Annotated in this window: 25 protein-coding genes; 10 read left to right on the forward strand and 15 right to left on the reverse strand. The window is 60.1% G+C overall.

Going from position 1 to position 24,873, the window contains the following annotated elements; translation table 11 throughout:
• Nucleotides 1–87: 87 nt before the first annotated feature.
• From BFN67_RS21105 to BFN67_RS21120, 4 genes are all read left to right on the forward strand, one after another.
• Complete coding sequence (locus BFN67_RS21105) at nucleotides 88–798, forward strand: TetR/AcrR family transcriptional regulator (protein ID WP_080921420.1); 711 nt, start codon at nucleotides 88–90, stop codon at nucleotides 796–798.
• A gap of 163 nt (nucleotides 799–961) precedes the next feature.
• Nucleotides 962–1,219: an acyl carrier protein gene (locus BFN67_RS21110; RefSeq protein WP_080921421.1), complete on the forward strand. Its 258-nt coding sequence runs from the start codon at nucleotides 962–964 to the stop codon at nucleotides 1,217–1,219.
• Nucleotides 1,220–2,428, forward strand: a complete 1,209-nt coding sequence (locus BFN67_RS21115) for a beta-ketoacyl-[acyl-carrier-protein] synthase family protein (RefSeq protein ID WP_080921422.1) — start codon at nucleotides 1,220–1,222, stop codon at nucleotides 2,426–2,428.
• Between the two features lie 90 nt (nucleotides 2,429–2,518).
• On the forward strand, nucleotides 2,519–3,223 hold the full coding sequence (locus BFN67_RS21120; RefSeq protein WP_080921478.1) for a glutathione S-transferase N-terminal domain-containing protein: 705 nt from the start codon (nucleotides 2,519–2,521) through the stop codon (nucleotides 3,221–3,223).
• A 28-nt stretch (nucleotides 3,224–3,251) separates the two neighbouring features.
• Here the strand turns inward: BFN67_RS21120 and BFN67_RS21125 are convergent, their stop codons facing one another.
• Nucleotides 3,252–3,878: a nucleoside triphosphate hydrolase gene (locus BFN67_RS21125; RefSeq protein ID WP_080921423.1), complete on the reverse strand. Its 627-nt coding sequence runs from the start codon at nucleotides 3,876–3,878 to the stop codon at nucleotides 3,252–3,254.
• A gap of 55 nt (nucleotides 3,879–3,933) precedes the next feature.
• Nucleotides 3,934–5,016 (reverse strand): hypothetical protein, encoded by a 1,083-nt coding sequence (locus BFN67_RS21130; protein ID WP_080921424.1) that lies wholly within the window; start codon nucleotides 5,014–5,016, stop codon nucleotides 3,934–3,936.
• Nucleotides 5,017–5,223: 207 nt separating this feature from the next.
• Here BFN67_RS21130 and BFN67_RS21135 point away from each other — a divergent pair, with 207 nt between their 5' ends.
• Nucleotides 5,224–6,081 carry a D-alanyl-D-alanine carboxypeptidase family protein gene (locus BFN67_RS21135; RefSeq protein ID WP_425349815.1) on the forward strand — a complete coding sequence of 286 codons (858 nt, stop codon included), beginning with the start codon at nucleotides 5,224–5,226 and terminating at the stop codon, nucleotides 6,079–6,081.
• 19 nt (nucleotides 6,082–6,100) lie between these two features.
• Here BFN67_RS21135 and BFN67_RS21140 read toward each other — a convergent pair whose 3' ends face one another.
• From BFN67_RS21140 to trpS, 3 genes are all read right to left on the reverse strand, one after another.
• Entirely contained in the window at nucleotides 6,101–6,670 is a 570-nt protein-coding gene (locus tag BFN67_RS21140) for a NifU family protein (protein ID WP_080921480.1), read from the reverse strand.
• Between the two features lie 206 nt (nucleotides 6,671–6,876).
• Nucleotides 6,877–7,368 (reverse strand): universal stress protein, encoded by a 492-nt coding sequence (locus BFN67_RS21145; RefSeq protein ID WP_080921425.1) that lies wholly within the window; start codon nucleotides 7,366–7,368, stop codon nucleotides 6,877–6,879.
• Between the two features lie 111 nt (nucleotides 7,369–7,479).
• Nucleotides 7,480–8,562, reverse strand: coding sequence for a tryptophan--tRNA ligase (gene trpS, locus BFN67_RS21150; protein ID WP_080921426.1), 1,083 nt, complete (start codon nucleotides 8,560–8,562; stop codon nucleotides 7,480–7,482).
• A 251-nt stretch (nucleotides 8,563–8,813) separates the two neighbouring features.
• Here trpS and BFN67_RS21155 point away from each other — a divergent pair, with 251 nt between their 5' ends.
• From BFN67_RS21155 to BFN67_RS21165, 3 genes are all read left to right on the forward strand, one after another.
• Nucleotides 8,814–9,518: an RNA polymerase sigma factor gene (locus BFN67_RS21155; protein ID WP_080921481.1), complete on the forward strand. Its 705-nt coding sequence runs from the start codon at nucleotides 8,814–8,816 to the stop codon at nucleotides 9,516–9,518.
• Between the two features lie 112 nt (nucleotides 9,519–9,630).
• Nucleotides 9,631–10,137, forward strand: coding sequence for a DUF4142 domain-containing protein (locus BFN67_RS21160; protein ID WP_245295367.1), 507 nt, complete (start codon nucleotides 9,631–9,633; stop codon nucleotides 10,135–10,137).
• Between the two features lie 2 nt (nucleotides 10,138–10,139).
• A complete protein-coding gene (locus BFN67_RS21165) occupies nucleotides 10,140–10,457 on the forward strand; it encodes a cupredoxin domain-containing protein (RefSeq protein WP_080921428.1) in 318 nt (105 codons plus the stop codon).
• Nucleotides 10,458–10,535: 78 nt separating this feature from the next.
• Here the strand turns inward: BFN67_RS21165 and BFN67_RS21170 are convergent, their stop codons facing one another.
• The 4 genes from BFN67_RS21170 to BFN67_RS21185 all read right to left on the reverse strand — a co-directional run bounded on the left by BFN67_RS21170 (nucleotide 10,536) and on the right by BFN67_RS21185 (nucleotide 13,617).
• Nucleotides 10,536–11,381 carry a fumarylacetoacetate hydrolase family protein gene (locus BFN67_RS21170; protein ID WP_080921429.1) on the reverse strand — a complete coding sequence of 282 codons (846 nt, stop codon included), beginning with the start codon at nucleotides 11,379–11,381 and terminating at the stop codon, nucleotides 10,536–10,538.
• 132 nt (nucleotides 11,382–11,513) lie between these two features.
• Nucleotides 11,514–12,245: an SDR family oxidoreductase gene (locus BFN67_RS21175; RefSeq protein ID WP_080921430.1), complete on the reverse strand. Its 732-nt coding sequence runs from the start codon at nucleotides 12,243–12,245 to the stop codon at nucleotides 11,514–11,516.
• Between the two features lie 176 nt (nucleotides 12,246–12,421).
• Complete coding sequence (locus tag BFN67_RS21180; protein ID WP_080921431.1) at nucleotides 12,422–12,709, reverse strand: WYL domain-containing protein; 288 nt, start codon at nucleotides 12,707–12,709, stop codon at nucleotides 12,422–12,424.
• Between the two features lie 80 nt (nucleotides 12,710–12,789).
• Nucleotides 12,790–13,617 (reverse strand): ferredoxin--NADP reductase, encoded by an 828-nt coding sequence (locus BFN67_RS21185; protein ID WP_080921432.1) that lies wholly within the window; start codon nucleotides 13,615–13,617, stop codon nucleotides 12,790–12,792.
• A 198-nt stretch (nucleotides 13,618–13,815) separates the two neighbouring features.
• Here BFN67_RS21185 and BFN67_RS21190 point away from each other — a divergent pair, with 198 nt between their 5' ends.
• Nucleotides 13,816–15,897: a hydantoinase/oxoprolinase family protein gene (locus tag BFN67_RS21190; RefSeq protein WP_080921433.1), complete on the forward strand. Its 2,082-nt coding sequence runs from the start codon at nucleotides 13,816–13,818 to the stop codon at nucleotides 15,895–15,897.
• Between the two features lie 2 nt (nucleotides 15,898–15,899).
• Nucleotides 15,900–17,576, forward strand: coding sequence for a hydantoinase B/oxoprolinase family protein (locus BFN67_RS21195; RefSeq protein WP_080921434.1), 1,677 nt, complete (start codon nucleotides 15,900–15,902; stop codon nucleotides 17,574–17,576).
• A gap of 18 nt (nucleotides 17,577–17,594) precedes the next feature.
• Here BFN67_RS21195 and BFN67_RS21200 read toward each other — a convergent pair whose 3' ends face one another.
• The 6 genes from BFN67_RS21200 to BFN67_RS21225 are packed head-to-tail and all read right to left on the reverse strand — an operon-like array spanning nucleotide 17,595 to nucleotide 24,674.
• Nucleotides 17,595–18,053, reverse strand: a complete 459-nt coding sequence (locus BFN67_RS21200) for a MarR family winged helix-turn-helix transcriptional regulator (RefSeq protein WP_080921435.1) — start codon at nucleotides 18,051–18,053, stop codon at nucleotides 17,595–17,597.
• Nucleotides 18,050–18,634, reverse strand: coding sequence for an amino acid synthesis family protein (locus BFN67_RS21205; protein ID WP_080921436.1), 585 nt, complete (start codon nucleotides 18,632–18,634; stop codon nucleotides 18,050–18,052). Before BFN67_RS21205 ends, BFN67_RS21200 begins: the two co-directional genes overlap by 4 nt.
• Nucleotides 18,627–19,538: a UPF0280 family protein gene (locus tag BFN67_RS21210; RefSeq protein WP_080921437.1), complete on the reverse strand. Its 912-nt coding sequence runs from the start codon at nucleotides 19,536–19,538 to the stop codon at nucleotides 18,627–18,629. The genes BFN67_RS21205 and BFN67_RS21210 overlap by 8 nt, the downstream gene beginning before the upstream one ends.
• Complete coding sequence (locus tag BFN67_RS21215; RefSeq protein ID WP_080921438.1) at nucleotides 19,535–21,064, reverse strand: 6-hydroxynicotinate reductase; 1,530 nt, start codon at nucleotides 21,062–21,064, stop codon at nucleotides 19,535–19,537. Before BFN67_RS21215 ends, BFN67_RS21210 begins: the two co-directional genes overlap by 4 nt.
• Nucleotides 21,061–23,817 carry a molybdopterin-dependent oxidoreductase gene (locus BFN67_RS21220; protein WP_080921439.1) on the reverse strand — a complete coding sequence of 919 codons (2,757 nt, stop codon included), beginning with the start codon at nucleotides 23,815–23,817 and terminating at the stop codon, nucleotides 21,061–21,063. Before BFN67_RS21220 ends, BFN67_RS21215 begins: the two co-directional genes overlap by 4 nt.
• Entirely contained in the window at nucleotides 23,814–24,674 is an 861-nt protein-coding gene (locus BFN67_RS21225; RefSeq protein WP_080921440.1) for an FAD binding domain-containing protein, read from the reverse strand. Before BFN67_RS21225 ends, BFN67_RS21220 begins: the two co-directional genes overlap by 4 nt.
• Nucleotides 24,675–24,873 lie beyond the last annotated feature (199 nt).

The following is a 24,873-nucleotide window of genomic DNA, read 5'->3' on the forward strand; positions in this document are numbered from 1 at the left end:
CGGTTCGACATTGACATAAACTTGGCGAGCCGCCACATCAAGAAAAAATCGAACCAATTGGTTCGAATAATTTCGAAGGGCTCGGAAATGAGCGACAATGAATCCGACATATGCGGCAGCAGACCGGGGACTCCCGAATGTCCGCGTCGCGGACGGCCAGCCGCGGGTCACGACCCCGTCAAGCGCCAGCAGATCATCGAGGGTGCGCGCCGCGTCTTCATCGACAAGGGCTTCGATGCCGCCTCAATGAACGACATTACCCGTGCGGCCGGCGTTTCCAAGGGCACCATTTATGTCTATTTCACCAGCAAGGAAGAACTGTTCGAGGCGCTGATTGAGGAAGAACGCGGCACGATCTTCAAAAATCTTTACGCAGCGTTAGAGCAAGGAGGACCGCTGCGCGAAACGCTGGTGGATTTCGGCATTGCGCTTTCGATCAAGATTACGTCCCATAAAGTAATACTTGCGCAACGCACGATCATCGGCGCTTCGGAAAGAATTCCGGAGCTTGGCCGTCGCTTCTACGAGCGCGGCCCCAAACACGGACATGAGCATCTGGTTCATTTTCTGGAAATGGCCGTGAAACAGGGACTGCTCGATATCGCAGACCTGGATCTTGCGGCTTACCAGCTTAGCGAATTGAGTCTGGCAGGCTTGTTTCGCCAGTGCCTTTTCGCCTACCGAACCGAGACTCCGAACGAGACGGAGATCGAATATGTCGTGCGCTCCGGCATCGACGTATTTCTTAAGGCCTACGGCACCGCCAAACTAGCGCGGCAGGAACACGGCAGGAAGTAAAGTAAGCCCGTCATTCGGAATGTACAGGCATTGCGTCACAACCAATCGGTTTCTATAGAGAATGATAGGATTTGCGGGTTATGATGAAGGCCCGTCGATCAAAAAGAAAAATGCGGCCATTAGGCGATAGGCGCTTGGCCGGATTGGGGGAGAAAGGGACCGGATGGCTGATCAGCTCGCAACAGAAATTATCGACAAGATCAAGGCTCATGCCGAACCTGGTGATGAGGAGATCACGGTCAATACCGAGCTGACATCGTTGGGCATCCACTCTCTCGAACTCACCGAGATCATTTTCGACCTGGAGGAAGAATACAATATCGAGATCGAGATGAACACGGTCGACGCCTGGAGCAATCTCAAGAATGTCGGGGACATGGTCGAGGCGGTCCGCGCGCTCATAGACAAGAAGCGCGCCTGAATGCGCAGACGTGTTGTTGTCACCGGCCTGGGTGGAATTTGCGGTCTTGGAAACGATGTGACCACGATCTGGCACGAGATGCGTGCCGGTCGCTCGGCCATCGGTCCGATCTCCAATACATCCCTGCACGACATCAAGATCAAGACCGGTTGCGAGATCAAGGCGTTCCCCGAGCATGACATCGAGCGCAAGCAGCTTGTCTCCATGGATCGCTTCAGCCTGCTGGCGGTGATTGCCGCTCGTGAAGCTGTGAAGCATTCGGGCCTCAGCATCAGCGACAACAACACCTACCGCATTGGTACAACTGTCGGCGTCGGCGTCTGCGGCTGGGAAGCAATCGAGGAAAATTATCGCGCCATCCTGCTCGAAGGCAAGAATCGCGCCGGCATCTTCACCGTCCCGAAGGTAATGCCCAGTGCGGCAGCGGGGCAGGTTTCGATGAATCTCGGCCTACGCGGTCCTGTCTTCGGTGTCACCTCGGCCTGCTCGTCGTCGAACCACGCCATCGCCTCGGCAGTTGACCAGATTCGCCTCGGGCGTGCCGACGCCATGCTGGCCGGCGGCACCGATGCACCTATGGTCTGGGGCATCCTGAAAGGCTGGGAAGCGCTGCGCGTGCTTTCGCCCGACACCTGCCGCCCGTTCTCCGCCAATCGCCAGGGTCTGGTGCTCGGCGAAGGCGCCGGCATGGCGGTTCTGGAGAGTTTCGAGCATGCCAGCGCGCGGGGGGCCACCATTTTGGGTGAAATCATTGGTGTCGGCCTTTCAGCGGATGCGTCGGATATTGTCGCGCCCACGGTCGAAGGGCCGGAAAACGCCATGCGCGCTTGCCTGGCCGATGCCGGCCTCACACCCGAGGATGTCGACTACCTCAATGCGCATGGCACCGGCACCAAGGCCAATGACCAGATCGAGACCGCCGCGATCAAGCGCGTCTTCGGCCAGCATGCCTATGCGTTATCTGTATCCTCGACGAAATCCATGCACGCCCATTGCCTCGGCGCTTCGGGCGCGCTCGAGATGATCGCGTGCGTGATGGCAATCCGCGAAGCTATTGTGCCGCCAACCGCCAATTTCGTTGAGCCTGACCCGGAATGCGATCTCGACGTGACACCGAACACGGCGCGCGAACGCAAGCTGAATGTCGCCCTGAGCAACGCATTCGCCTTTGGCGGCACGAATGCGGTGCTGGCTTTCAAGGGCGTATGATCCTGGCGGCATATTGATTGCGAGTCTCAGCACACTAATTTTGAGGCATCCCGCCACGGCGTCCGCGCCGAACTTCTCCCGGAGCCCATGATGACCGACCTTTCCGCCTTTCCGATCGTCCGGCGTTGGCCGGCCAAACATCCGGACCGGCTTCAGCTCTACTCGGCGCTGACGCCGAATGGCGTGAAGGTTTCGATCATGCTGGAAGAAATCGGCCTCCCCTATGAGGCCCATTCCATCGATATCGGCAAGGACGAAAGCTGGACTCCAGAATTCCTGTCGCTGAATCCCAATGGGAAGATCCCTTCCATCATCGATCCCAACGGTCCTGAGGGAAAGCCGCTCGGTCTGTTCGAATCCGGCGCTATCCTGCTCTACCTCGCAGAAAAGACCGGAAAGCTTCTGCCCAATGATCCCTCTCTCCGCTACGAGACGATCCAGTGGGTGTTCTTCCAGATGGCGGCCATCGGCCCGATCTTCGGCCAACTCGGCTTCTTTCACAAATTCGCCGGCCGGCAGATTACCGACAAGCGACCGCTGGAACGCTATCGCGCTGAATCGCGCCGGCTGATCGGCGTGCTGGAAGGCCGGCTCGACGGGCGCGAATGGGTCATGGGCGAGGATTACACCATCGCCGACATTTCGATGCTGGGCTGGGTACGCAACCTGATCGGTTTCTACGAAGCGCGCGATCTGGTCGGCTTTGACGACTTTCCCAATGTCGCGGCATGGCTGGAGCGCGGCCTCGCGCGCCCGGCTGTGCAGCGTGGCCTGACGATCCCGGCAAAACCCTGAAAAACGCGAAGACCGGTTCGGCCTGCTGTCAAGGTACTGCGCGCATGCCGACAATCATGTCGGCGGGGCGACGATGCGAAAGCACACGCTCGATATTTGGCATGTCGTTGGAAGCGATCCAGGCGCGGGCATCCTCGTCGGATCGGCCAAGATCGCGCCAACGCTGCATAAGCCGCCGCTCCAACTCCGCGCGCGGAACATCAACAAAAACCGTCATGTCGAACAGCGGCGCCAGTCTCGCCCATGGCGCTTCGTCGAGCAGCAGATAATTGCCTTCGACGAGGATGAATTTCATCTCGCCTGAAATGACTGCAGCCGCGGCGCGCGACAATTCCACGCTGCGGTCGAAAATCGGGATTGCAATTTCCGACTCCCCGGCCCGGATGCGCTTCAGCAATGCCTCGAAGCCGGTGAAATCGAACGTCTCGGGCGCGCCCTTGCGAGAACGCAAGCCACGACGTTCCAGAATGGCATCGTCGAAATGGAAGCCGTCCATCGGCACCACCTCGACTGTCTCCTGGGGCAACACATCGCGGAGCCTGGCCGACAAGGTGGATTTGCCGGAACCCGGCGGCCCGGCAATCGCGACGACAAAGCGCTTGGCCTTGCCCGCATGTTTGAAGATCGTTGCGGCGATGGTGGCAATTTCAGACATGGAAACTCCCCACTTCTCAAGCCATCTTGATGAACCCAAACGACACCGTTTGCCATCAGTTCCCGAGGAACATGCCGTCGAACGGAATATCGCGCCGCGAACCATCGGGCATATCGAGTTGCAGACGGTCGCTTCGCGACTGGACCGAGAGCGGCGGCCGGCCGCCGACCAGCGGCACCGCTCCAATCACCTGCCGGAATGCAACACGGCGTCCAAGTTCAAAACAGGTGGCAACCCCCTCGCGCTTCAGCCAGTTATCGCCCAGCGAAGCCGCATGGCCAACGGCGGTACGGCCATCCTCAATGCCCAGAACACCACGATGCCGGCCACTCCACGGCGCATAGTCACGACCGCCATTACTGATCCAAAGCATGGTGACCGGAAGTTCGGAAGGATTCTTCAGAACCAGCACCAGATCGGCCTCGGCCTCGCGCGCCACGGCAGTCCAGCCCGGACCGTCATGCGCGGCTTCAACCAGGACAACGAAATCCTCGTGACGGCGGTCCATGCGATAGTCGGTCAGATCGACTGTGCCACCGTCAGCGGCGAGAAAATGCGAAGGATCATCGCTGCGCGCGGGGTAGGCCAGAAGATAGCGCCCGCGCGCCGGGTCCGGCTCCAACGGATCGCCTGATGTGGCCACGAGGCGCTTCGGCGAAAAGGATAGACGTCCGCCCGATGCCATGACCGTCATGGCGTGGTGGGCAACAGGCATCGCACCGACGCCCCCGTTAAAGACATGTTCCTGGTAGAGAAAAGGATGCCCATCGCGCAAAGTCAGGATCTTGTCTACCTGCGCACCCATAATCCTGCGCTGCAACCGCAGGCGCGCGCACCAGCCACCATCGACCGGTCCGTTCTCTATAACAGTCCACGGGCTGTTGGCGCTCCAGCCATGTAGCGGCGCTTCCTCGATATCGCTGGCCGAAAACGGTGCGCACAGGAAATCGCCTGAAAGGCGCGCGACACCCTCGGGCAAACCTTCCGGCAGCATTGCGGCAGGCTCGTCGATCCAGGGCGCGCGATGCAGCGGCGTCAGTCGACGTCCATCATTTTTGACTTCCATTTTGCTGAGATGGCCGATCGCCAGATCGACCGATACGGAAATGCCGTCTGCCTCGATTTTCAGTTCGTCCATTTTCCCTCCGATTCGCCTTTTTCGAGCAAAGCGACCCGCGCTCGATCGCGCAAGCATCTCTCATTGCCAAACGCGGTAACATCGGTGGATCATCCTTAAGCGAAATGGACGTCCTAGCCGGCTTGCTGTAGGGTCCTCACCTATAATACCCGTCTTGCACAGATTTTGCCCTTGCTGTCTCCTCATCTGTTATCTTCCTCATTCAAACTGCTCGTCGTGGCGGCTCTCATAGTCTTCGTCACAGGCTGCACGACGACCACATCACCGGAAGCCGTTCTGACCGTGCCGGCGGCGCCGCAAAAATATGCCGCCATCGTTGTCGATGCCCATACTGGCCAGCAATTGTTCGCCGAAAATGCCACGGCAGAGCGCTATCCGGCCTCGCTGACCAAGATGATGACGCTTTACCTGCTGTTCGAAGCCCTTCAGCAAGGGCGTGTAACAAGGACAACGCCAATCCCGGTTTCCGCGCATGCGGCATCACAACCGCCAACCAAGCTTTATTTCAAGCCGGGGCAAACGATCGATGTAGATACCGCCATTCATGCCCTGACAGTCAAATCCGCCAACGATGTCGCAGTGGCGGTTGCCGAATATCTCGGCGGTAGTGAGGAAAATTTCGCGGCAAGAATGACCGCCAAAGGTCGCCAGATCGGCATGCGCAATACCGTATTCCGCAATGCTTCAGGTCTGCCGGACCCGGCCCAACACACGACAGCCCGTGACATGGCCTTGCTGGGAATGGCGCTACGCAAACATTTCCCCCAATATTATTCCTATTTTTCGGCCACCGAATTCGTTTTCCGCGGCAAACGTATCCGCGGCCACAACAGAATGCTGAAGAAAGTGGCTGGCGTGGATGGCATCAAGACCGGCTACACAAGAGCGTCCGGCTTCAACATTGCGACGTCCTACAATGCAGGTGGGCGCAGCCTGGTGCTGGTGGTAATGGGTGCCGACAGTTCGCGTAAACGCGAGGCGCATTGCCAGGCGCTGTTGCAAAGGGTGCTTGGGAAGTCGCTGGACGACACAAGGCTGGTCTATGCCGACCAGCCCGCGCTTTAAATTAAGCGGGCAGGAACGCTCAGGCGACCTGCTCGACCTGCTGAACCTCCGGCACGAAATGGCGCAGAAGATTCTGGATGCCGTGCTTCAGCGTTGCTGTCGAGGACGGGCAGCCCGCGCAGGAGCCCTTCATGTGCAAGAACACGGTGCCGTTCTGGAAGCCGCGGAAGGTGATGTCGCCACCGTCCTGCGCGACCGCCGGACGTACGCGCGTATCAAGTAGCTCCTTGATGGTCAGCACCAGTTCTTCGTCGCCCTGATCGTAAAACTCATCGGTCTCGCTGGTTTCCTGAGCCGGACCGGCATTTGCCATGACCGGCTGGCCTGACATGAAGTGTTCCATGATGGCGCCAAGGATAGCCGGCTTGATGTGCTGCCAATCCGCCTCTTCCTTGCTGACGGTAATGAAGTCATAGCCGAAGAACACGCCGGTAACGCCTGGAATATCGAACAATCGGCCAGCTAGCGGCGAAGCGATCCGGGCGCTCTCGGCATCGCGAAAATCAGCGGTGCCTTCCACAAGCACCTCCTTGCCGGGCAGGAATTTCAAGGTTGCCGGATTGGGCGTCGCTTCGGTCTGGATGAACATCGTCGTCTCCATGCCCATTAGGGCCGCAAAGATTGGAATAATTCTAAATAGACTTTTGGCCGAGCGGTTTCAAGCAAGGACAGAAGCGATGGCGGTACAAATCCGCGCCGGACCTCTCGCGAAAGCAAGGCTGGCACAGGGCTGGCTGTGCCTCAGCCTTGTAACGCTCGATGGCATTGCCGAAAAGCTCTGGCGATCATTCATCCTCAGCTCAGGCTGTCGATCTCGTCGTCCGAAAGGCTTTGCGGTATAACTGTCACCGGAATCGGGAAGGCAGCCGCCTTGCCGGCGATCGACGCGACAAGCGGTCCGGGCCCTTCCTTAGTGGCACTGGCTGCCAGGACGAGGATCGAAATATCCTGATCCTCCTCGATCAATTTGTGGATTTCCTCCACGGCCTTGCCTTCGCGCACCACCAGTTCCGGCTCGATGCCAAAACGCTCGCGCACCTTGTTGGCATAAGTGTCCAGCGCGGAATGGGCGGCCGAACTGGCTTCCTCGCGCATGATCTTCTCGACGCCGAGCCAATGTTGAAAATCGTCCGGCTCGATAATGTAGAGCAGGACGAGTACACCATTGGTGCTTTTCATGCGGCTCGCGGCATAGGCGACCGCGCGCTCACACTCAGGCGAATCGTCTACGATCGATAGAAATTTGCGACGGTGGCCGGCTTCGCGGCTGAGGCGCTTTGAAACCATGGATCAGCTCTCCCTCACATGCGGGCAATCTGCCACCGGCGCGTCACCGCCGCAAGCAACGGATGGAACCGATGTGGCATCGGCGTGCAATGGCGCGTGGTTCGCGGTCATTCAACCCTGGATCAGGCCGATAATATCGCGCACATTCTTCATCGTGGCTTCCGCCAGAACACCGGCACGTTCGCCGCCATCCTTCAGCACGGCATCTATATAGGCGCGATCGCCGAGGGTCCGGCGCATTTCGGAGGCGATGGGGGCCAGCCTGTCCACCGCCAGATCGGCAAGCGCCGGCTTGAACGTGGAAAATTGCTGGCCGCCGAACTCCTTCAGCACGGCTTCCTTGGTCATGTCGGAGAGACCGGCATAGATTCCGACCAGATTTTCCGCCTCGGGACGCCCTGCCAGGCCTGCGATCTCGGAAGGCAGCGCTTCCGGATCGGTCTTGGCCTTCTTGATCTTCTTTGAAATGGCATCGGCATCATCAGTAAGATTGATGCGCGAGAGGTCCGACGGATCGGATTTCGACATTTTCTTCGATCCATCGCGCAGGCTCATGATGCGCGCCGCCGGCCCGCCGATCACCGGTTCGGTGATCGGAAAGAACCCGTTGACCACCTCGTCGCCCATCTTCATCTCGACGCCCAATCCGAGAGCGGCGATGCGGTCCGAAAAATCATTGTTGAATTTCTGGGCGATGTCGCGCGTCAATTCCAGATGCTGCTTCTGGTCTTCGCCAACCGGCACATGGGTGGCACGGTAGACCAGAATGTCGGCAGCCATCAGGCTCGGATAGGCAAGCAGGCCCAGCGACGCATTCTCGCGGTCCTTGCCGGCCTTGTCCTTGAACTGCGTCATGCGGTTCATCCATCCGATACGCGCTACACAGTTGAATATCCAGGCCAGTTCCGCGTGCTGCATGACCTGCGACTGGTTGAAGACGATATGCTTCTTCGGGTCGATACCGGCGGCCAGATAGGCAGCGGTGATTGCACGTATCTGATCCTTGAGATCGGGATAGACAAGTTGGGCAGTCAACGAATGCAGATCGACCACGCAATAGATGCAGTCATAGCTGTCCTGCAAGGCAACAAAGCGGCGAATGGCGCCGAGATAGTTGCCGAGATGCAGATTGCCTGTCGGCTGAACACCGGAAAAGACGAGAGGACGAAAAGAAGCTGAACTGACGGCGGTCATGATATCCTCATGGCTTGTGGAGGGCCGTTGAGCATGAGCCCTGAAAAGTTGCAGACTTTTCGGACAAGATCATGCGTCTGGAAACTGCGCGGCGAATGTCTTTCGACGGCGCGTTTATGGCTGATCGCGAAGGCACGATCAAGAGGCTTGCACACCGATCTGCATTACTGGCAAATCGTATCAACACAGATAAATTGCGAGCTTGCCGGAACCTTTTCAACCGTTCGCCATCCAAGGGAACGGAGGATGTCATGCCGCAAACGAGACAACAGAAACAACAGCCCCTTTTCGATGCCACCGATGCAACCCTTGTTCGCCTCGCTCTATCGCGCGAGGCAGAAGCATTTCGTGTCATCATGACACGCAACAACCAGCGGCTTTACCGCATGGCGCGTGCCATTCTGCACAATGACAGCGAGGCTGAGGATGCGCTGCAGGATGCCTATATGCACGCCTTCGCGCGGCTCGAAAGCTTTCGTGGCGATTCCGCGCTGGCAACATGGCTGTCACGCATTGTCATCAATGAAGCGCTGGGGCGCCTGCGCGAGAAACGCCGCGAAGCCGAAAGGAGATTTCCAACCGAACAGACGGTGCCGGACGCGCAGATCATACGCTTTCCCGTCGCCACGAGCGCCGACGATCCGGAGCGGAACATGGCACAGCGACAGATACTCGAATTGATAGAGCGGACAATGGACGGCCTGCCCGAGAAATTCCGCGTCGTCCTTATGGCGCGCACGATCGAAGGACTGAATGTCGAGGAAACGGCGGAACTGCTCGGCATCAAGCCCGAGACCGTGAAGACGCGGCTATATCGAGCCCGCAGGCTGCTGCACGAAAAGATCGACGAACAGATCGGACCGGTCATGCTCAACGCGTATCCTTTTGCCGGGCGCCGCTGCGAACGTGTCACAGAAGCGGTGCTTAGCCGATTGGCCCTCGAAACACAGGGTTAGACCGCCCGATCAGTGAAACCGCGGGAACCTTTCTTTAAACAACACATCCAATCGGGTGCTGGGTGCACGAGGCTGCACCCGAAAGGAGATCATGATGATAAAGACACTGCGTATGATCCTGGGCGGCACCTGCCTTCTGGTAATGGCCGGGCTCGCTCAAGCTGCCGATAAGCCGAACGATGCCCAGATCGCACATATCGCCTATACGGCCGGGGTCATCGATATTGATGCCGCCAAGCAGGCAATCAAGACGTCCAAGACCAAACTGGTCGTGGACTTCGCCAAGGACATGCTGCGCGATCACGAGGCGGTCAACAAGCAGGCCCTCGACCTGGTCAAGAAGCTCAAGGTCACGCCCGAGGACAATCCCACCTCGCAGGCGCTGACCAAGGCTGCCGAGGCCGAACGAGAAAAGCTCGCCAAGCTCCAGGGCGCCGCGTTCGACAAGGCCTACATCATCAATGAGGTGGCCTTCCACAAACAGGTTGATGATGCACTCAAGACCGTGCTCATTCCCTCGGCAACCAACCCCGAACTCAAGAGCCTGCTGGAAACCGGCCTGAAGATATTCGAAGGCCATGAGCAGCACGCCGAAATGGTTGCTGCCGAGATGAAATAGCGATGATGGCGAAACATATTTCGCTGATTGCGGGTGTTTTCGCACTGGCAAGCAGCGTATTGCCGGCACACGCCAGGACGATACAGGTCACCGTCACGGGGATGGCCTTTTCTCCGGCATCGGTGACGGCGAGCGTCGGCGACACGATCGAGTGGGTGAACAAGGACCCATTCGCCCATACGGCAACCGTCAAGGGAGCCTGGGAAGTGATGCTGCCGGTAGGCAAATCGGCAAGCAAAGTGATAAAGAAGTCTGGCATGGTCGATTATTATTGCCGCTTCCACCCCAATATGAAGGGCCGGATCACCGTGACACCTTGATTTGGAATGGCACTTGAACGGCAAACGGGCGACGGAGAAACCCGCCGCCCGTTTTGATTTTCGTGATCTGCCGCCGCTTCAGGCGTCGGCCTTGAACGTCTGCTTCTGAGAGCCAAGCCCCTCGATACCGAGTTCGACGACATCGCCCGCTTTCAGATAGCGTGGCGGCTTCATCCCCATGCCGACGCCCGGAGGCGTCCCGGTCGAGATCACATCGCCCGGATGCAGGCTCATGAACTGCGACAAATAAGAGACAAGGTTGGCAACACCGAAAACCATCGTTTTCGTCGAGCCATCCTGCATGGTCTGACCATTCACCTTCAGCCACATCTTCAGGTTTTGCGGATCCGCAACTTCGTCTTTCGTAACCAGCCATGGACCGATCGGGCCGAACGTGTCGCAGCTCTTGCCCTTGGTCCATTGGCCCTTGCGCTCGGTCTGGAAGGCACGCTCCGAAACGTCGTGCGAGACGCAATAGCCAGCCACATAGTCGAGCGCATCGGCTTCCGTGACATATTTGGCCGTCTTGCCAATCACCACGCCAAGCTCGACTTCCCAATCGGTCTTTTCCGAGCCGCGCGGGATCAGCACGTCGTCGTCGGGGCCGACAATGGCGGAATTTGCCTTCATGAAGATGATCGGCTCGCTCGGCACCTGGGCGCCGGTTTCGGCAGCATGATCGGAATAATTGAGGCCGATGCAGATGAATTTGCCGACATCGGCCACGCAAGCGCCAAGTCGCGGATTGCCGGAAACGACCGGGAGCGTCTTTATGTCGAGCTTCGAAAGGGCTGCAAGCGAAGCCGGCTCCAGTCCCTTGCCACCAAGATCGGCCACATGTGCCGACAGATCACGGATCATCCCCTCCGCGTCCAGCAGGCCCGGCTTCTCCGATCCTTCCTCTCCATACCGCAACAGTTTCATGAAAATCCTCTCCTGTGATCGTTGGTCTCAGCGAAACAATGTTCCGGTGCGAATGGAAGCTCACTCGCTTCGCTATTCAAAGTAAAATTACTTGCCTACAATGAAACTTAAATGTCAGCCGCGCAAGCTCTGTCAGATCGACCAGCCGCCGTCGATGTTATAGGCTTGGCCCGTTGTGTAGGTGGCGCCGGCAAGATAGACGGCAAGGTCGGCGATCTCCTCCGGTGTACCAAGCCGGCCCATCGGCTGACGAGAGATGAATGCGGCGCGGGCCGTGTCATAGTCACCCTGTGCCCGCATGCGCCCTTCCAGCGACGGGCTTTCCACCGTGCCGGGGCAGATAGCGTTGCAGCGGATGCCCTTGCCCACGTAATCGGCGGCGATCGCTTTGGTCAGCCCGACCACCGCCGCTTTGGTCAGCGAATAGACAAAACGGTTCGGCACGCCTTTCGGCGCGCCCGCCAACGACGACATATTGATGATGGCGCCCTCGCCCCGATCCAGCATGCCGGGCAGCACGGCGCGGATGGTGCGCACCATGGCGCGCACATTAAGATTGACGGCGAAGTCGAAATCCTCGTCCTTCACCTCCAATATGCTGCCGGAATGCACGAAGCCGGCGCAGTTAAAGAGAACATCCACCGGCCCGATCTCGGCAAAGCCGGCCTTCACCGCCGCATCGTCCAACACATCCAGCCGGCGCGTGACAACGCCAGGCGTGCCGGCCAATTCGGCCAGCGCCGCCTCATTGATGTCGGTGGCATGGACAGTCGCGCCTGCTGCGGCAAAGGCCAGCGCGCTCGCCTTTCCGATTCCCTGCGCCGCCGCAGTCACGACAACAACCTTGCCCGCCAGATTTGCCATTCCATATTCTCCCTGCTGCCTTCGCAAACGTTCTGTAGACAACCAAATTCCCGGTGTCGGGCCAAACAGCCTGGATCGCTCGGCAGACGGCCTGCGGCTAAATGTTTTTTCTGGCTAAAGAACACCTGCCACGCCGTCAAGGTGCTTGGGCACGCATTGCCATTCAGACTTGGCGCTCAAATCTGACAAATCACCTGGGCGAAGAACCTGTCACGAGAGTTGTAATCCGGATGATCACGCTGAAAGTGCCGGTCGCTCATGGCGAGTGCCGAAATACCTTCGACCGAAAAACTGCGAAAGCCCTTGCCGCTGCCACCCAAGACCTGGACTGCCGAAAGCGTCAATCCTCCCCCTTCCTCATAGCCCAGAATATAGGGTTCAACTGTGCGAATGCTGCCCTTGTAGACAAAACTCAACAAACGCTGCGTGCCGATCGCCCGACAGATGGTTTCGCTGGCTGACACGCATTGCTCCCGATCATTTCACCGGAAGACATAAGGCGCGGAAACGTCTCATCCAGAGATGTTTAATGAGAGGCCGGAATCTACCCGACGAAAGCCCGTTCGACGACGACGCTCGCCGGCTGGCTAAGGGAACCCTCGCGAAAACCCATTGTCTCCACCAGTTCCTTGACATCCTTGAGCATATGCATCGAGCCGCAGATCATGACGCGGTCGGTTTCGGGATCAAGCTTTTCCAGACCGAGATCGGCATAGAATTTTCCCGACCCGATCAATGCGGTGATACGCCCCATGCGCGGGGAATCTTCTCGCGTCGTGGAATTGTAGAGCGTGACGCGCCCATGCGTCAGTTCACCGATCAAGGGATCGGTTTGAAGCCCCGCAACAAGTTCCTGGCCATAGACCAATTCGGCCTTGTCGCGACAGGTGTGGGTAAGAACGACCCGCTCGAATTTCTCATAGGTGTCAGGATCACGCAGCAGGCTGGCAAACGGCGCGATGCCGGTGCCGGTCGATATCATGAACAGGCGCCGCGCCGGCGTGAGCGCGTCGAGTACCAGTGTTCCCGTCGGCTTCTGCCGCATGATGACAGTGTCGCCGGGCTGGACCTTCTGCAAGTGTTGGGTAAGCGGGCCATCCGGCACCTTGATCGAAAAGAATTCGAGTTCGTCATCCCAGGCCGGGCTTGCCACCGAATAGGCACGAAAGATCGGCTTCTCGGCATTGGGCAGGCCGATCATGACAAACTCGCCCGAACGGAAGCGCAGTGACTGCGGCCGGGTAATGCGAAAGGAAAACAGCCGGTCGGTGTAATGGCGAACCGATATAACCTTCTCGGCGTGGACATTGGCAGGAATGGGGAAGCCGAGCGGCTCGGCGCCGTCCGTTCTTGGCGTGGCAGCGGTGTTCATGAAACCATCCTTGGGCCGTGACCCACAGCAGCAGAGCGTCGCGTGCCGAACCTGAAGTCCGCACCTGCCCATGCTGGCAAAACGGTAAGACCTTGTCTGCGAAATTGATTAGTATACAAATGATATTTCCGTCAAGGCGGGCTCTCGAAACGACGTCTCGGGCAGCTCGTTCCATGTCCGCCCACCCCGTTTGCAGCGATGAACGAAAAACTCCTCGAACCGGCGAACGACCTCTCCGAAGGCAATGCTGTTGCCGGCATCGATGTCGGTGGAACCTTCACCGATCTCATCCTGATCGACAGCGGAGGCGGCAGGGTCCATATCGCCAAGACGCCGACCACACTCGACAATCAGGCATTCGGCGTGGTTTCCGCCTTAGGCGAGACGGGCTTTCCGATAGCCAATATCGATTTGATTGTCCATGGCACCACCACCACCACGAACGCGGTGCTGGAACGACGGTTGGCCAAGACCGGCATGATAACCACGCGCGGCTTTCGTGACATTATCGAGCTTGGCCGGCGCACCCGCCCACAGGCCTATGGCATGACTGGCAGCTTCGTGCCCGTCATTCCCCGCAATCTCAGGTTCGAAGTCTCCGAGCGTATGGAAGCGTCCGGTGCTGTGCGCACGCCGCTCGCCGAAACGGAAATGCGCGACGCCGTCGCCCGGCTTCTGGCTGCGGGATGCGAGTCGCTGGTGATCCATTTCCTGCATGCTTATGCCAACCCGGCGCATGAGCGCCGCGCGGCGGAGATTGCGGCCGAGACGTGGCCGAACGGCTACATCACAACCGGCCACTCGCTGCTTTCTGAAGCGCGTGAATTCGAACGCGGCGTGACGGCCGCCGTCAACGCATCGGTGCAGCCGATCCTTGAGCGATATGTCGAGAAGCTGCGCGCGGAACTCGCCGCCAAGGGCTATGCGCGCGAATTCCTCATCATGAACGGCAATGGCGGCATGATCTCGGCCCGCTTCGTAACGAAGGAAGCGGCCAAGACCGTGATGTCGGGGCCGGCCTCAGGCGTCATCGCCGCCGCCTATACCGGGCGGAGCGCCAGCTATCCGAACCTCGTCACCTACGATATGGGCGGCACCTCCACCGATGTGGCTCTAGTGCGCAATGCCGAGCCCGCGGTCTCCAACGAGATCGAGATCGAATATGCCATGCCGATCCATGTGCCGATGGTCGCCGTGCATACGGTGGGCGCCGGCGGCGGCTCAATCGCGCGCGTCGATGCGGCAGGGCTGATCCAGGTCGGGCCGGAAAGTGCCGGGGCAGCCCCCGGTCCGATTTGCTATGGGCGCGGCGGCACGGAGCCAACATTGACCGACGCCAATCTGGTGCTTGGCAGGCTCTCGCCGAAGAAGCTGCTTTCGGTCGACAATCCGGTGACCATCGAGCATGTCGCCGGCATCTTTGACGACAAGATCGGCATTGCCACCGGGCTTTCCGGCATCGAAGCCGCCGGCGCGGTATTGAGGCTCGGCAATATGAAGATGGCGGGGGCCATCCGCATGGTTTCGGTGGCGCGCGGACATGACCCGCGTGACTTCGCCTTGTTTGCCTTTGGCGGCGCCGGGCCGCTGCATGCCTCGGCGCTGGCGCGCGAACTTGGCCTGCCGAAGGTACTGGTGCCGGCGCGGCCCGGCATCACCAATGCGCTCGGCTGTGTGGTGGCGGACATGCGCCACGACTTCGTCAACACACTCAATCAGCCAGTCGCCGTTCTCGACGAGACGAAGGTGCAAGCCATCCTCGAAGATCATCGCCGCGAAGGCGAAGCGCTGATCGCCAAGGAGGCGATCAGGCCGCAGGTGATTCGCGTCACCCATTCCGCCGACATGCAGTTCATCGGCCAGACTCATATCATCAACGTACCGCTGCCATCACCCGCAATCGATCGCCAAACGCTGCAAGGTCTGTTCGAGAAGGCCTATTTTGCCCGCTTCAAGGTGGAGTTGCCGGAAATCCGGGCCAATCTGGTCAACCTCAACACGTCCGTAACGGGCGTGCGGCCAGTCGTCGATCTCAGCCGCCTGATCGATCCGGCCGGGCGCAAGGCAACACTTGAGGAAGCGTTGAACGAGACACGGCCGGTCTGGTTCAACGGCGCGTGGCACGACACGCCGGTCTATGCGCGCGAGAAGCTGCCACTCGACGCGACAATCGAAGGGCCGGCCATTCTGGAACAGATGGACGCGACCACCGTACTGGAACCCGGCGACCGGGCAAATAGCGATGCCGACGGGAACATCATCATCGAAGTCGGAGCCTGACCATGTCGCTCGACGCCATCACCCTTTCCGTCATCCAGGCCGCACTTCAACAGACTTGCGACGAGATGGACCTGACCTTTTCCCGCGCCGCCTTCTCGCCGGTGATCGCCGAGGCCAATGACCGCTCCGACGGCATCTATTCGGCAGTGGACGGCTCGCTGATCGCCCAGGGCAATCAGGGCCTGCCCGTCTTCGTCGGCGTCATGCAGTATTCGACCAAAACCGTCATCGAAATGATTGCCGAGGGTCGCTGCCTGCCTCCACAACCGGGCGACATCTATATCGTCAACGACCCCTATCTCGGCGGCACGCATCTGATGGATGTGCGCTTCCTGATGCCGGTTTATCGCGGCGGCAAAATCTTCTGCTGGCTCTCAAACACCGGTCATTGGCCGGACACTGGCGGCGCGGTGCCGGGCGGCTTTTCCGCCTCGGCCACCGCCGTCGAGCAGGAGGGATTGCGGCTGCCACCGGTCAAGCTGTTCAAGCAGGGCGTTCTCGATCTCGAAATCTATTCCATAATTTCGTCCAATATCCGCGTCGCCGACCAGCGCATCGGCGACATCAAGGCACAGGCGGCGGCGCTGATGGTCGGGCAGGACCGCCTTAATGAAATCCTGGATCGTTACGGTGACGATACGGTTCTCGATGCGGTTGCCGAACTGCGCCATCGCGCCTCCGACCAGATGCGTGCCAACATCGCGCTGATCGCAGACGGCATCTATCGCTCGACCGCCTTTGTCGATTCCGACGGCGTGGTGGACGCGCCGCTTGCCATCGCGCTTGCGGTGGAGAAGAAGGACGATGTTCTGATCTTCGACTTCGCCGGGTCTTCACCACCCTGCGCCGGGCCGATGAACAGCGTTCTGGCCACGACCCTGTCATCGGTCTATCTCGCCATGCGCCACATTTTCCCCGACGTGCCGATCAGCGCCGGCGCTTTTGAGCCGCTGGTGGTGAAAAGGCCGGAAGGCACCTTTCTGGACGCGAAATATCCGCGTCCCGTTTCAGGCTGCGCGGCAGAGGTGTCACAGCGCATCGCGGAAGCCGTGTTCGCCGCGCTGGTGCAGGCATTGCCGGAAAAGGTCACCGCCGCCCCTGCCGGCTCCAGCGGAAATTTCGCGCTCGGAGGCCACGACCCGGCGCGCGGCCGCGATTACGTCATGTACCAGATTTCCGGTGGCGGCTATGGCGGCAATTTCACCCAGGATGGGCTATCCAACGGCTGCTCGACCATCGGCATCTCGAAGTCGCCGCCGGTCGAGATCATGGAACAGGCTTTTCCCGTGCTTTATACGCATTACGCGCTCCGCGAAGGATCAGGCGGAGCGGGGAAACATCGCGGCGGCTTCGGCCTCGCCTACGAGGTCGAACTGCTGCGCGGCGAGGCCCGCGCCTCCTTCGTCATGGACCATGGCCGGGTCGGGCCGCAAGGCGTGCTCGGCGGCATGGACGGCGCCGTCAATTCCGTGACGGTGATCCGCGACGGTAAGGCGCATGTGCCACAGCATCTTTCCAAGGAACAGGACATTGCGCTGGAAGCCGGCGACCGTGTGCGCGTCGGGACGCCGGGCGGCGGCGGCTATGGCGACCCACGCGAACGGAACCACAATGCGGTGCGCCGCGATGTCGAACTCGGCTACTATACGGCCGAGCAGGCAAAGGCATTGTTCGGCTGAACGCCCGCCCGCGAAGCGTTACGCGATCTTCGTCAACAGCCGCATCAGGGAGACGGCTTCCTTCGCCGTCAGCGGCGCCAGTGTCTCGCTGGTGATTTCGCGCGCCAGCGGAATCAGGTTTTCGATCATCGTGCGGCCCTCGGCAGTCAGATCGACCATCAGACGACGCCGGTCGATCTCGTGCCTGCCAAGCCTGACTAGTCCTCGCGCCTTCAGCCGGTCGATGACGCCCTTGATGGTCGCGGCATCCATCGCAATGCTGGCGCCAAGCTGGCTTTGCGCGGTCTTGCCCCCTTCATGGAGCTTCGCAAGAGCCGCGAACTGCGGCGGGGTCAGGTCGGCCAGACGAGCGGTAAAGATGGCGATATGGCGCTGATTCGCCTTGCGCAGCACGAAGCCGATCTGATCCTGCAGATGATAGGTTTCGGCCGTGTCGTCGGCCTCGACCAGTTTCAGCAGGTTCTCCTCCTTGCTCACCGCTGCCCGTCCCAGACCTTGATATCCTTCTCCTCCAGGCCGCCCATGCGGCTGTGGATGCGCGGGCCGCAACTCATGGCCAGGCAGAACAGGATTTCATCCGCTCGCGGGCCGTCGCTCAGGCCGACCTCGAAAGCGTCGAAATGGCTGCGGACATAGGCTGCATTGATATGGCCCAGCGGCACATCAAGGCGTGAACCGAAAGCGCCTACCTTCATCGCCGAAGGCACGATTGCTTTGGCCTGGCCAAGCCGCTCGCGCATGGCGTAACCACCCGGCACATGCCATAACGCCCCGTGCTCGATCTCGCCTGCGCTTCCAACAATGGCGCCTTTGCCATAGCCGTCAATCGTTTTCACATCGCCCCCCAGTGCAGCGATCAGCCGGTCGGTCAGCAGCAGGCCGAGCGGCTTCAAATCCTCCATTGCCGATTGTAGCTCCTCAATATATTTGCCGGCAAAGGGATTGCTTACAATCGCCAGCGCGGCTGCCCTGCGTCGCGGCATTTTTGCTGTCGGACCACCTTCATGGAATATCTCTTCGACCAGCACGGAGATCTTTCGAATAGGAAATTCAGGCATGACTGGTTCTTTCCAGAGTGGGTTTTGAAATACGGGAAGGCATGTGGGTTAACGCCGGCGTTTCATTCAATACGCGTCCACACAAGCGGACATTGCCGCAGAGAAACATCGCAGCCGCTTGGATCAAGCCGCACAGGCGAAAATTTTCCGCCACACGGAGTCCTCGTTCGAGCGCCGCGGCAACCTCAACCGGCGACAACACACTGACACCTGTAGTTACGAGCCTGCCGCCAAGGTCACTATCGGGTGCAAGGTCACGCGCCGGCCGACGCGCGACTGCCGGATGACCGGGCAGATCGATCGCATTGGCAATTAGCGTCGCAGCAGCATCGGCAGCCGCGCCGGTATGGGCAAGCACTGTGACCGCATCGGCGATACCAAGTGAAAAAGATCGACCGCGCCAGCCGCTGGTGGCGACACCACGCACCGGGTCCGCCGCATGAACAGCGATCCGATCAGAAAGGCCGTGGCCGGTTCCCGCAATGGCGAACCGCATCGCCTGGTCGGAAGCGAGAAAGAAGGCCGTATCACCGCCATTATTGACATAGGCGCGCTCCAGCTTCCGCTCCGCGACCATCGCGGCCAGAATCTCATCGGCAACCGCCCCGGCAACGGCGGCCATCGGCGTGATGAACGCGTTGCTGGCCAGCGCCGCGACCGCAACTTCCATGCGCCGGGCCGTGGGACCGGTAAAGGAGCGTCGAACGACTGATGCCGGATATCGCAATTTCGGCAGTTCCGCGACGAGCTCGTCCAGAACAGTCCTGAACCGATCCACCGCCTGCTGATAGGCAGCCTGGCGTTCCTGCGGTGCGCCAAAAGCCTGGACGATCAGGTCGATCGGCCCGTGATTGAGGTGGAGCCGCTTACCATCTTCCAGCCAATGCGCCTGTGGTCCGGTCATGGAGTGCTCCCCGGCCGTCGCAATTGCGCCAGCGGCGGCCAGATATTTTCCGCCGGCTCCATTCGGCGCGGATTGAGGTATTCACCGCCCCGCGCAAGCACATCCTCGACGCTGCGGATCTCGGATTCGTAGCCGCCGAGCCGCACATAATCGCCACGGCGCATGGTGAACTCGATGGGCGCAACGAGAGCCGGTGTGGGAACATAACCGAACGCGCCTTGCGGCACGCGCATGACATCGACCATCAGTGTTATGCCGCCGCCCGGCCACACATAGGTTGGTGCACCGCCAACCGTGACATAAGTCTTGAGGCCCTGAACCGAGCGGGTGAGATTAACAGGGTTTTCAGTAACGCCAGCGCGCAAACTGCCGCCAGCGCCGCCAACAAACAACACCGTGCACAAAGCCGGTTCGCAATTCTCCTCGATCAGTTCGACCGATTTGTTCAGCCGCGCCGGAAATGGCTTTTCGACCGGCTTCAGATTCTCGTCCAACTCGAAATAGGCGAACTGCTCACCTGTCGTGGACACCATCAGCAGCGAGAGGCCAGCACGAGCGCCTTTGTTCGGGTTCCATTCGCCGAGAATGGAAAGCGGATCGGAAATCGTCGTGCCGCCCCAGCCGAGCCCCGGTTCCGACACCTTGAAATAACGGCCGGGCGTCGAGCGACGGCCGATGATCTTGATACCGGTATCGTCCCAGCCCAGTACCTTGCCGGCCTGATGCTCTGAAACCACCCCGGTGATGTGGTCGTCCACCACCACGACCTCGTCCACCAGCCCGCGCCATTGCGCGGCGAACATGCCGATGGTGGCCGACCCGCAGCCGACGCGCATGCGCTGCTCCGTCTTGCCGCCGATGACAGGCGGTTGGCCTGCCTGCACCACCACCGTTTCGCCGCCGTCAATGGCAAGCTCCACCGGCTTGCGATTGCACAGGTTGAGCAACGCATCGCAGGTTGCACGTCCTTCCGCCTTCGAGCCGCCGGTGAGGTGAAGCACACCGCCCAACGACAGCATCTGCGAGCCATATTCGCCAGTCGTGACGTGACCGACCACCTCGCCCTCGGCACGCACGATAGCAGTTTCGTCGCCGATATGGCGGTCGGTATCGACCTTTACCTTGACGCCACAATAGGAGAAAATGCCTTCCGTCACCACGGTGACGAGATCGACGCCTTCAACCTCCTGGCTGACGATGAAGGGCGCCGGCTTGTAGTCGGGATAGGTGGTTCCGGCACCGATTGCCGAGACGAAACGCCGGCCGGTATTGACCAGTTCGCCGCTCCACTCCTCACCCTGCGCGGCAAAAGGCACCAGTGCCGAACCGTTATCGGCTGCATGGTCGAGAATGGTCAGCGGATCACAACGCACGATACAGCCGTCCTGATTGCCATAGCGGTCGCAAGCGCCTGTACGCCCTTCCGCGATATAGCACATGACCGGGCAGGCATCGCAGCGGATCTTTTCCGCGACTTTCTTTTCGCCGGGATCATGCGTCTCGAAGCGCTCCGAAAGCTCGCTCATGAGCGGGCCTTCTTTATCGCCGCCATTATGCGCGAAGGCGTCGCCGGAACCTTCTCCACCATGATGCCGGGGGCATGCCGAATGGCATTGAGGATCGCGGGAGCGGTCGGGATCAGCACATGCTCGCCAAGCCCCTTGGCGCCGAAGGGGCCTTCCGGGTCCGGAACCTCGATCAATATCGTCTCGATCGGCGGCACGTCGCCGACCGTGGGGATGAGATAGTCGTGCAGGTTCTCGGTGCGGCCGGGGATATATTCCTCCATCAGCGCCATGCCGATGCCTTGCGCGATCCCGCCTTCGATCTGACCCTCGGCGAGAGCCGGATTGACGGCGCGACCTACATCATGCGCGGCTGTGATCTTGAGAAGTTTCACCGTGCCGAGTTTCATATCGACTTCCAACTCCGCGATCTGCGCGCCGTAGCCATAGACGGCATAGGGCTTGCCCTGCCCTTTTTCGTCCAGCGGGCTCGTGGGCGGATCGTAAGTCTCTTGAGCGCGGAAGATAAAACCTTCGGCATCAATGGGGAGCGCCGCAAGATCAATGCGGCGTACAGCGTCGCCTTCACGAACGACAAGTTGACCAGGCTCCAGATACAGGCTGGCCTTTTTTGAAACATTGGCAAAGCGCAGAATCGTCTCGCGCAAGGCGCGGCCGGCCTTTTCCGCCGCTTTGCCGGTCACGAAGGTCTGGCGTGAGGCGGAGGTCTTGCCGGCATCAGGCGTGATCGCAGTATCGGCGCCGACCAATCGGAATTTTTCCAGCGGCAGGCCGAGCGCATCGGCGCAGATCTGCACAATCACCGTGTTCGAACCCTGCCCAATATCGACTGCGCCCTGATGCAGTACCACCTCACCAGCCGGAGACATGCCAACCTTGATCGTGGACGGATTGGGCAATGAGGTATTGCCGCAGCCATACCAGCACGATGCCAGGCCGACACCCCTCATTACCGATGCATTGTTTGCGTTGAAACATTCGGCTTCCGCCAGGGCGCGATTCCAGTGCGGTTTCAGGGCCTCGAGGCAATCGACAATACCGACGCCGCATTCTAGGCGCTGCCCGGTCACCGTTTCGCTCCCGTTACGGAGTGCGTTTTTCAGGCGAAATTCGAGCCGGTCCATGCCGATCCTCTCGGCCAGTTCGTCATAAAGCGTTTCCTGGCAGATAGTCGCCTGCGGCACACCGAAACCGCGAAAGGCTCCCGCGATCGGTCCATTGGTGTGGATGGCGCGGCCCTCGGCACGATAATTCGGTGTGACATAAGGGCCGCTGGCATGTACCGGCACGCGGTTGGCGACGGTCGGCCCCCAACTTGCATAGGCGCCGGTGTTGAAATCGCCGTCGAAGATCATTCCGGTTACGAAACCATCCCGGTCGGCAGCGATTCTCGCCGTCATGGCAGCGGGATGACGCTTCGTCGTGGACATCATCGACTCGGCCCGCGTATAGGCAAGCGCTGCCGGCCGGCCAGTCTTCATCGCCACCAGGCCGATCAGCGGCTGCAACGATACATCGAGTTTGGAACCGAAGCCTCCACCGACCGCAGTCGGCACGACGCGAAGCTTTTCCGGCGACAACCCCAGCACCCTCGCCGTGTCGGCCCGGTCCATATAGGGTGCCTGCGTACAGGCGACGATGGTGAGCGTCTCACCGTCCCAGGCGGCAAAACCGGCCTCCGGCTCTATATAGGCATGTTCGACATAGGACGTTTCGACCGTTCGTGAAACGACATATGCGGCGCCGGCCAATGCCGCATCCGGCTCGCCCTTTTCGACAAAGCCCTTGATCAGAAGGTTTTTTGGCCGGTTGTCGTGGATAAGTTGGGCGCCATCGGCCCGCGCCGCACCCGGATGAAGGGCATGCGCCAGTTCTGTCCAGACGATCGGAAAATCCTCAAGGTCGAGATCGGCAATCGCCGCCGGTTCACCGGCGATAATGGCCACCGCCTCGCCACGAAACCGCGCAAAACCTTCGGCCAAAGCGGGTTGGTCGGCAAAAGGCGCGATGACGCCAAAGCGATTCTCGCCGGGAATATCGGCAGCGGTGAAAGCGGCGATGATGCCCCGGTGCTGTTTCAACCAGCCGTCAATATCTCCGAAGCTGAACCGGGCATGATAATGCGGTGAACGGACCACGAGCACGGACAGCGCATCTTCCGGAAAGCTGTCTCCGCCGAATTTCTCTGTCCCGAGAATTTTCGGCATGCCGTCCAGGCGAACCGGCGAAGCTCCAACTGCATGGCCGACTTCGGGGAGGCGCGGGTCGAGCGGCGCGCAGGAACTGTGTGGACGCGCCAGCGCAATCACCGCTTCGACGATCTTGCGATAGCCGGTGCAGCGGCAAAGGACACCGCCGAGTGCGTCTGCGACTTCCACTTCCGATGGCGTGGGATTTTTTTGCAGCAGGGCTGCAGCCGCCAGCAGCATGCCGGGGGTGCAGATGCCGCATTGTGTGGCGCCATGCGCCAGAAAAGATGCTTGCAGCGCCGAAAGACTACCATTGGCAAGCCCCTCGACCGTACAGACCGATTTGCCCGCGACCGAAGCGACCGGCATCAGGCAGGCACAAACGGGCTCGCCATCGACCAGTACGGTGCAGGCGCCGCAGTCGCCGGCATCACAGCCGATTTTGATGCCGGTCAGATGCAGATTATCACGCAGCGCCGCCGAAAGACGCCCGACCGGCGATGCCGTAACGCAAACCGACTTGCCATTGACCTCGAAGGCCATGTCTACGCGTGCCATACTCATGCTGCGGCCTTGTCGTCATGGCGAATGCCCGCCGAGCCGAGCACGGCGCGAGCGACGATCTCACGTGCCGCGTCGTGCCGATATTTCGCGGTGCCGCGCACATCGTCGATTGGAGCAAGCTCATCAAACGAAGCGGAGCGCACGACGTCGGCAAGCGCAATATCGACCGCCCGCCCGCATAGACCCGCTTCGACATGGGCGAGCCGGACGGCGACCGCCGAGCAGGCGCCAACCGCGACCAAAGCATCGGTCACTCTGTCGTTCTCGATCACAAGCCGTGCGGCAGCCATCGCAATGGAGATAACCAGATAGCGACGCGCGCCGAGCTTGACGAAGGAAGATGTCCCGGCAACGGATCTCTTCGGCACACGGATCGCTGTCACCATTTCCCCGGCCGCAAGAGCCGTGCGGCGATTGCCAAGGATGAAATCGCGTAGCGGCAGAACGCGTGTGGCGGCCACTGAACGGATTTCCACCTCGGCATCCAGCACCAGCAAAGCTGGGACACCATCGGCCGCGGGCGATGCGTTGCACAGATTGCCGGCAAGCGAGGCGACATTCTGAATCTGCACGGACCCGACTTCCCGCGCTGCCTGCTTCAATGCATCGAAAGCACGCGGCAAGGGGAAGCGCAGGACGTCGCTCCATGTCGCGCGCGCGCCAATCCGCCAATGGTCTTGCATTTCCACGATGTCGCGCAAGCCGGGAATGCCATTTAGATCAAGGATGTTCTCACGCAATGGTTTCGCACCAAGCGCGGGGTAAAAATCGGTTCCACCGGCGAGAATCCGCCACGCATCGCTGCCGAGAAGCGCAAGCGCCTCATCAAGCGTGGCAGGCTTTGCGTAACGGGTCACGCCATCCTCCCCAACAGGGATCCTCCAAAGGCCGTTCCCAAGCCCGGGCGGCACGTATGCCGGTCAAAATTCATTCGTATGCAAATGATATCAAGCGGCGACGGATTGTCAAAGCCAGCGTCGACGATGGCATCGATGGTTGACGCGACGCACCATCTGGTCAAGGGTCTGCCGCCATGCCCTTTTCAGGGTATCGGCA

Origin of the sequence: Manganibacter manganicus (assembly GCF_002075885.1) — a bacterium.
In the GTDB taxonomy this organism is placed as follows: Bacteria; Pseudomonadota; Alphaproteobacteria; order Rhizobiales; family Rhizobiaceae; genus Mesorhizobium; species Mesorhizobium manganicum.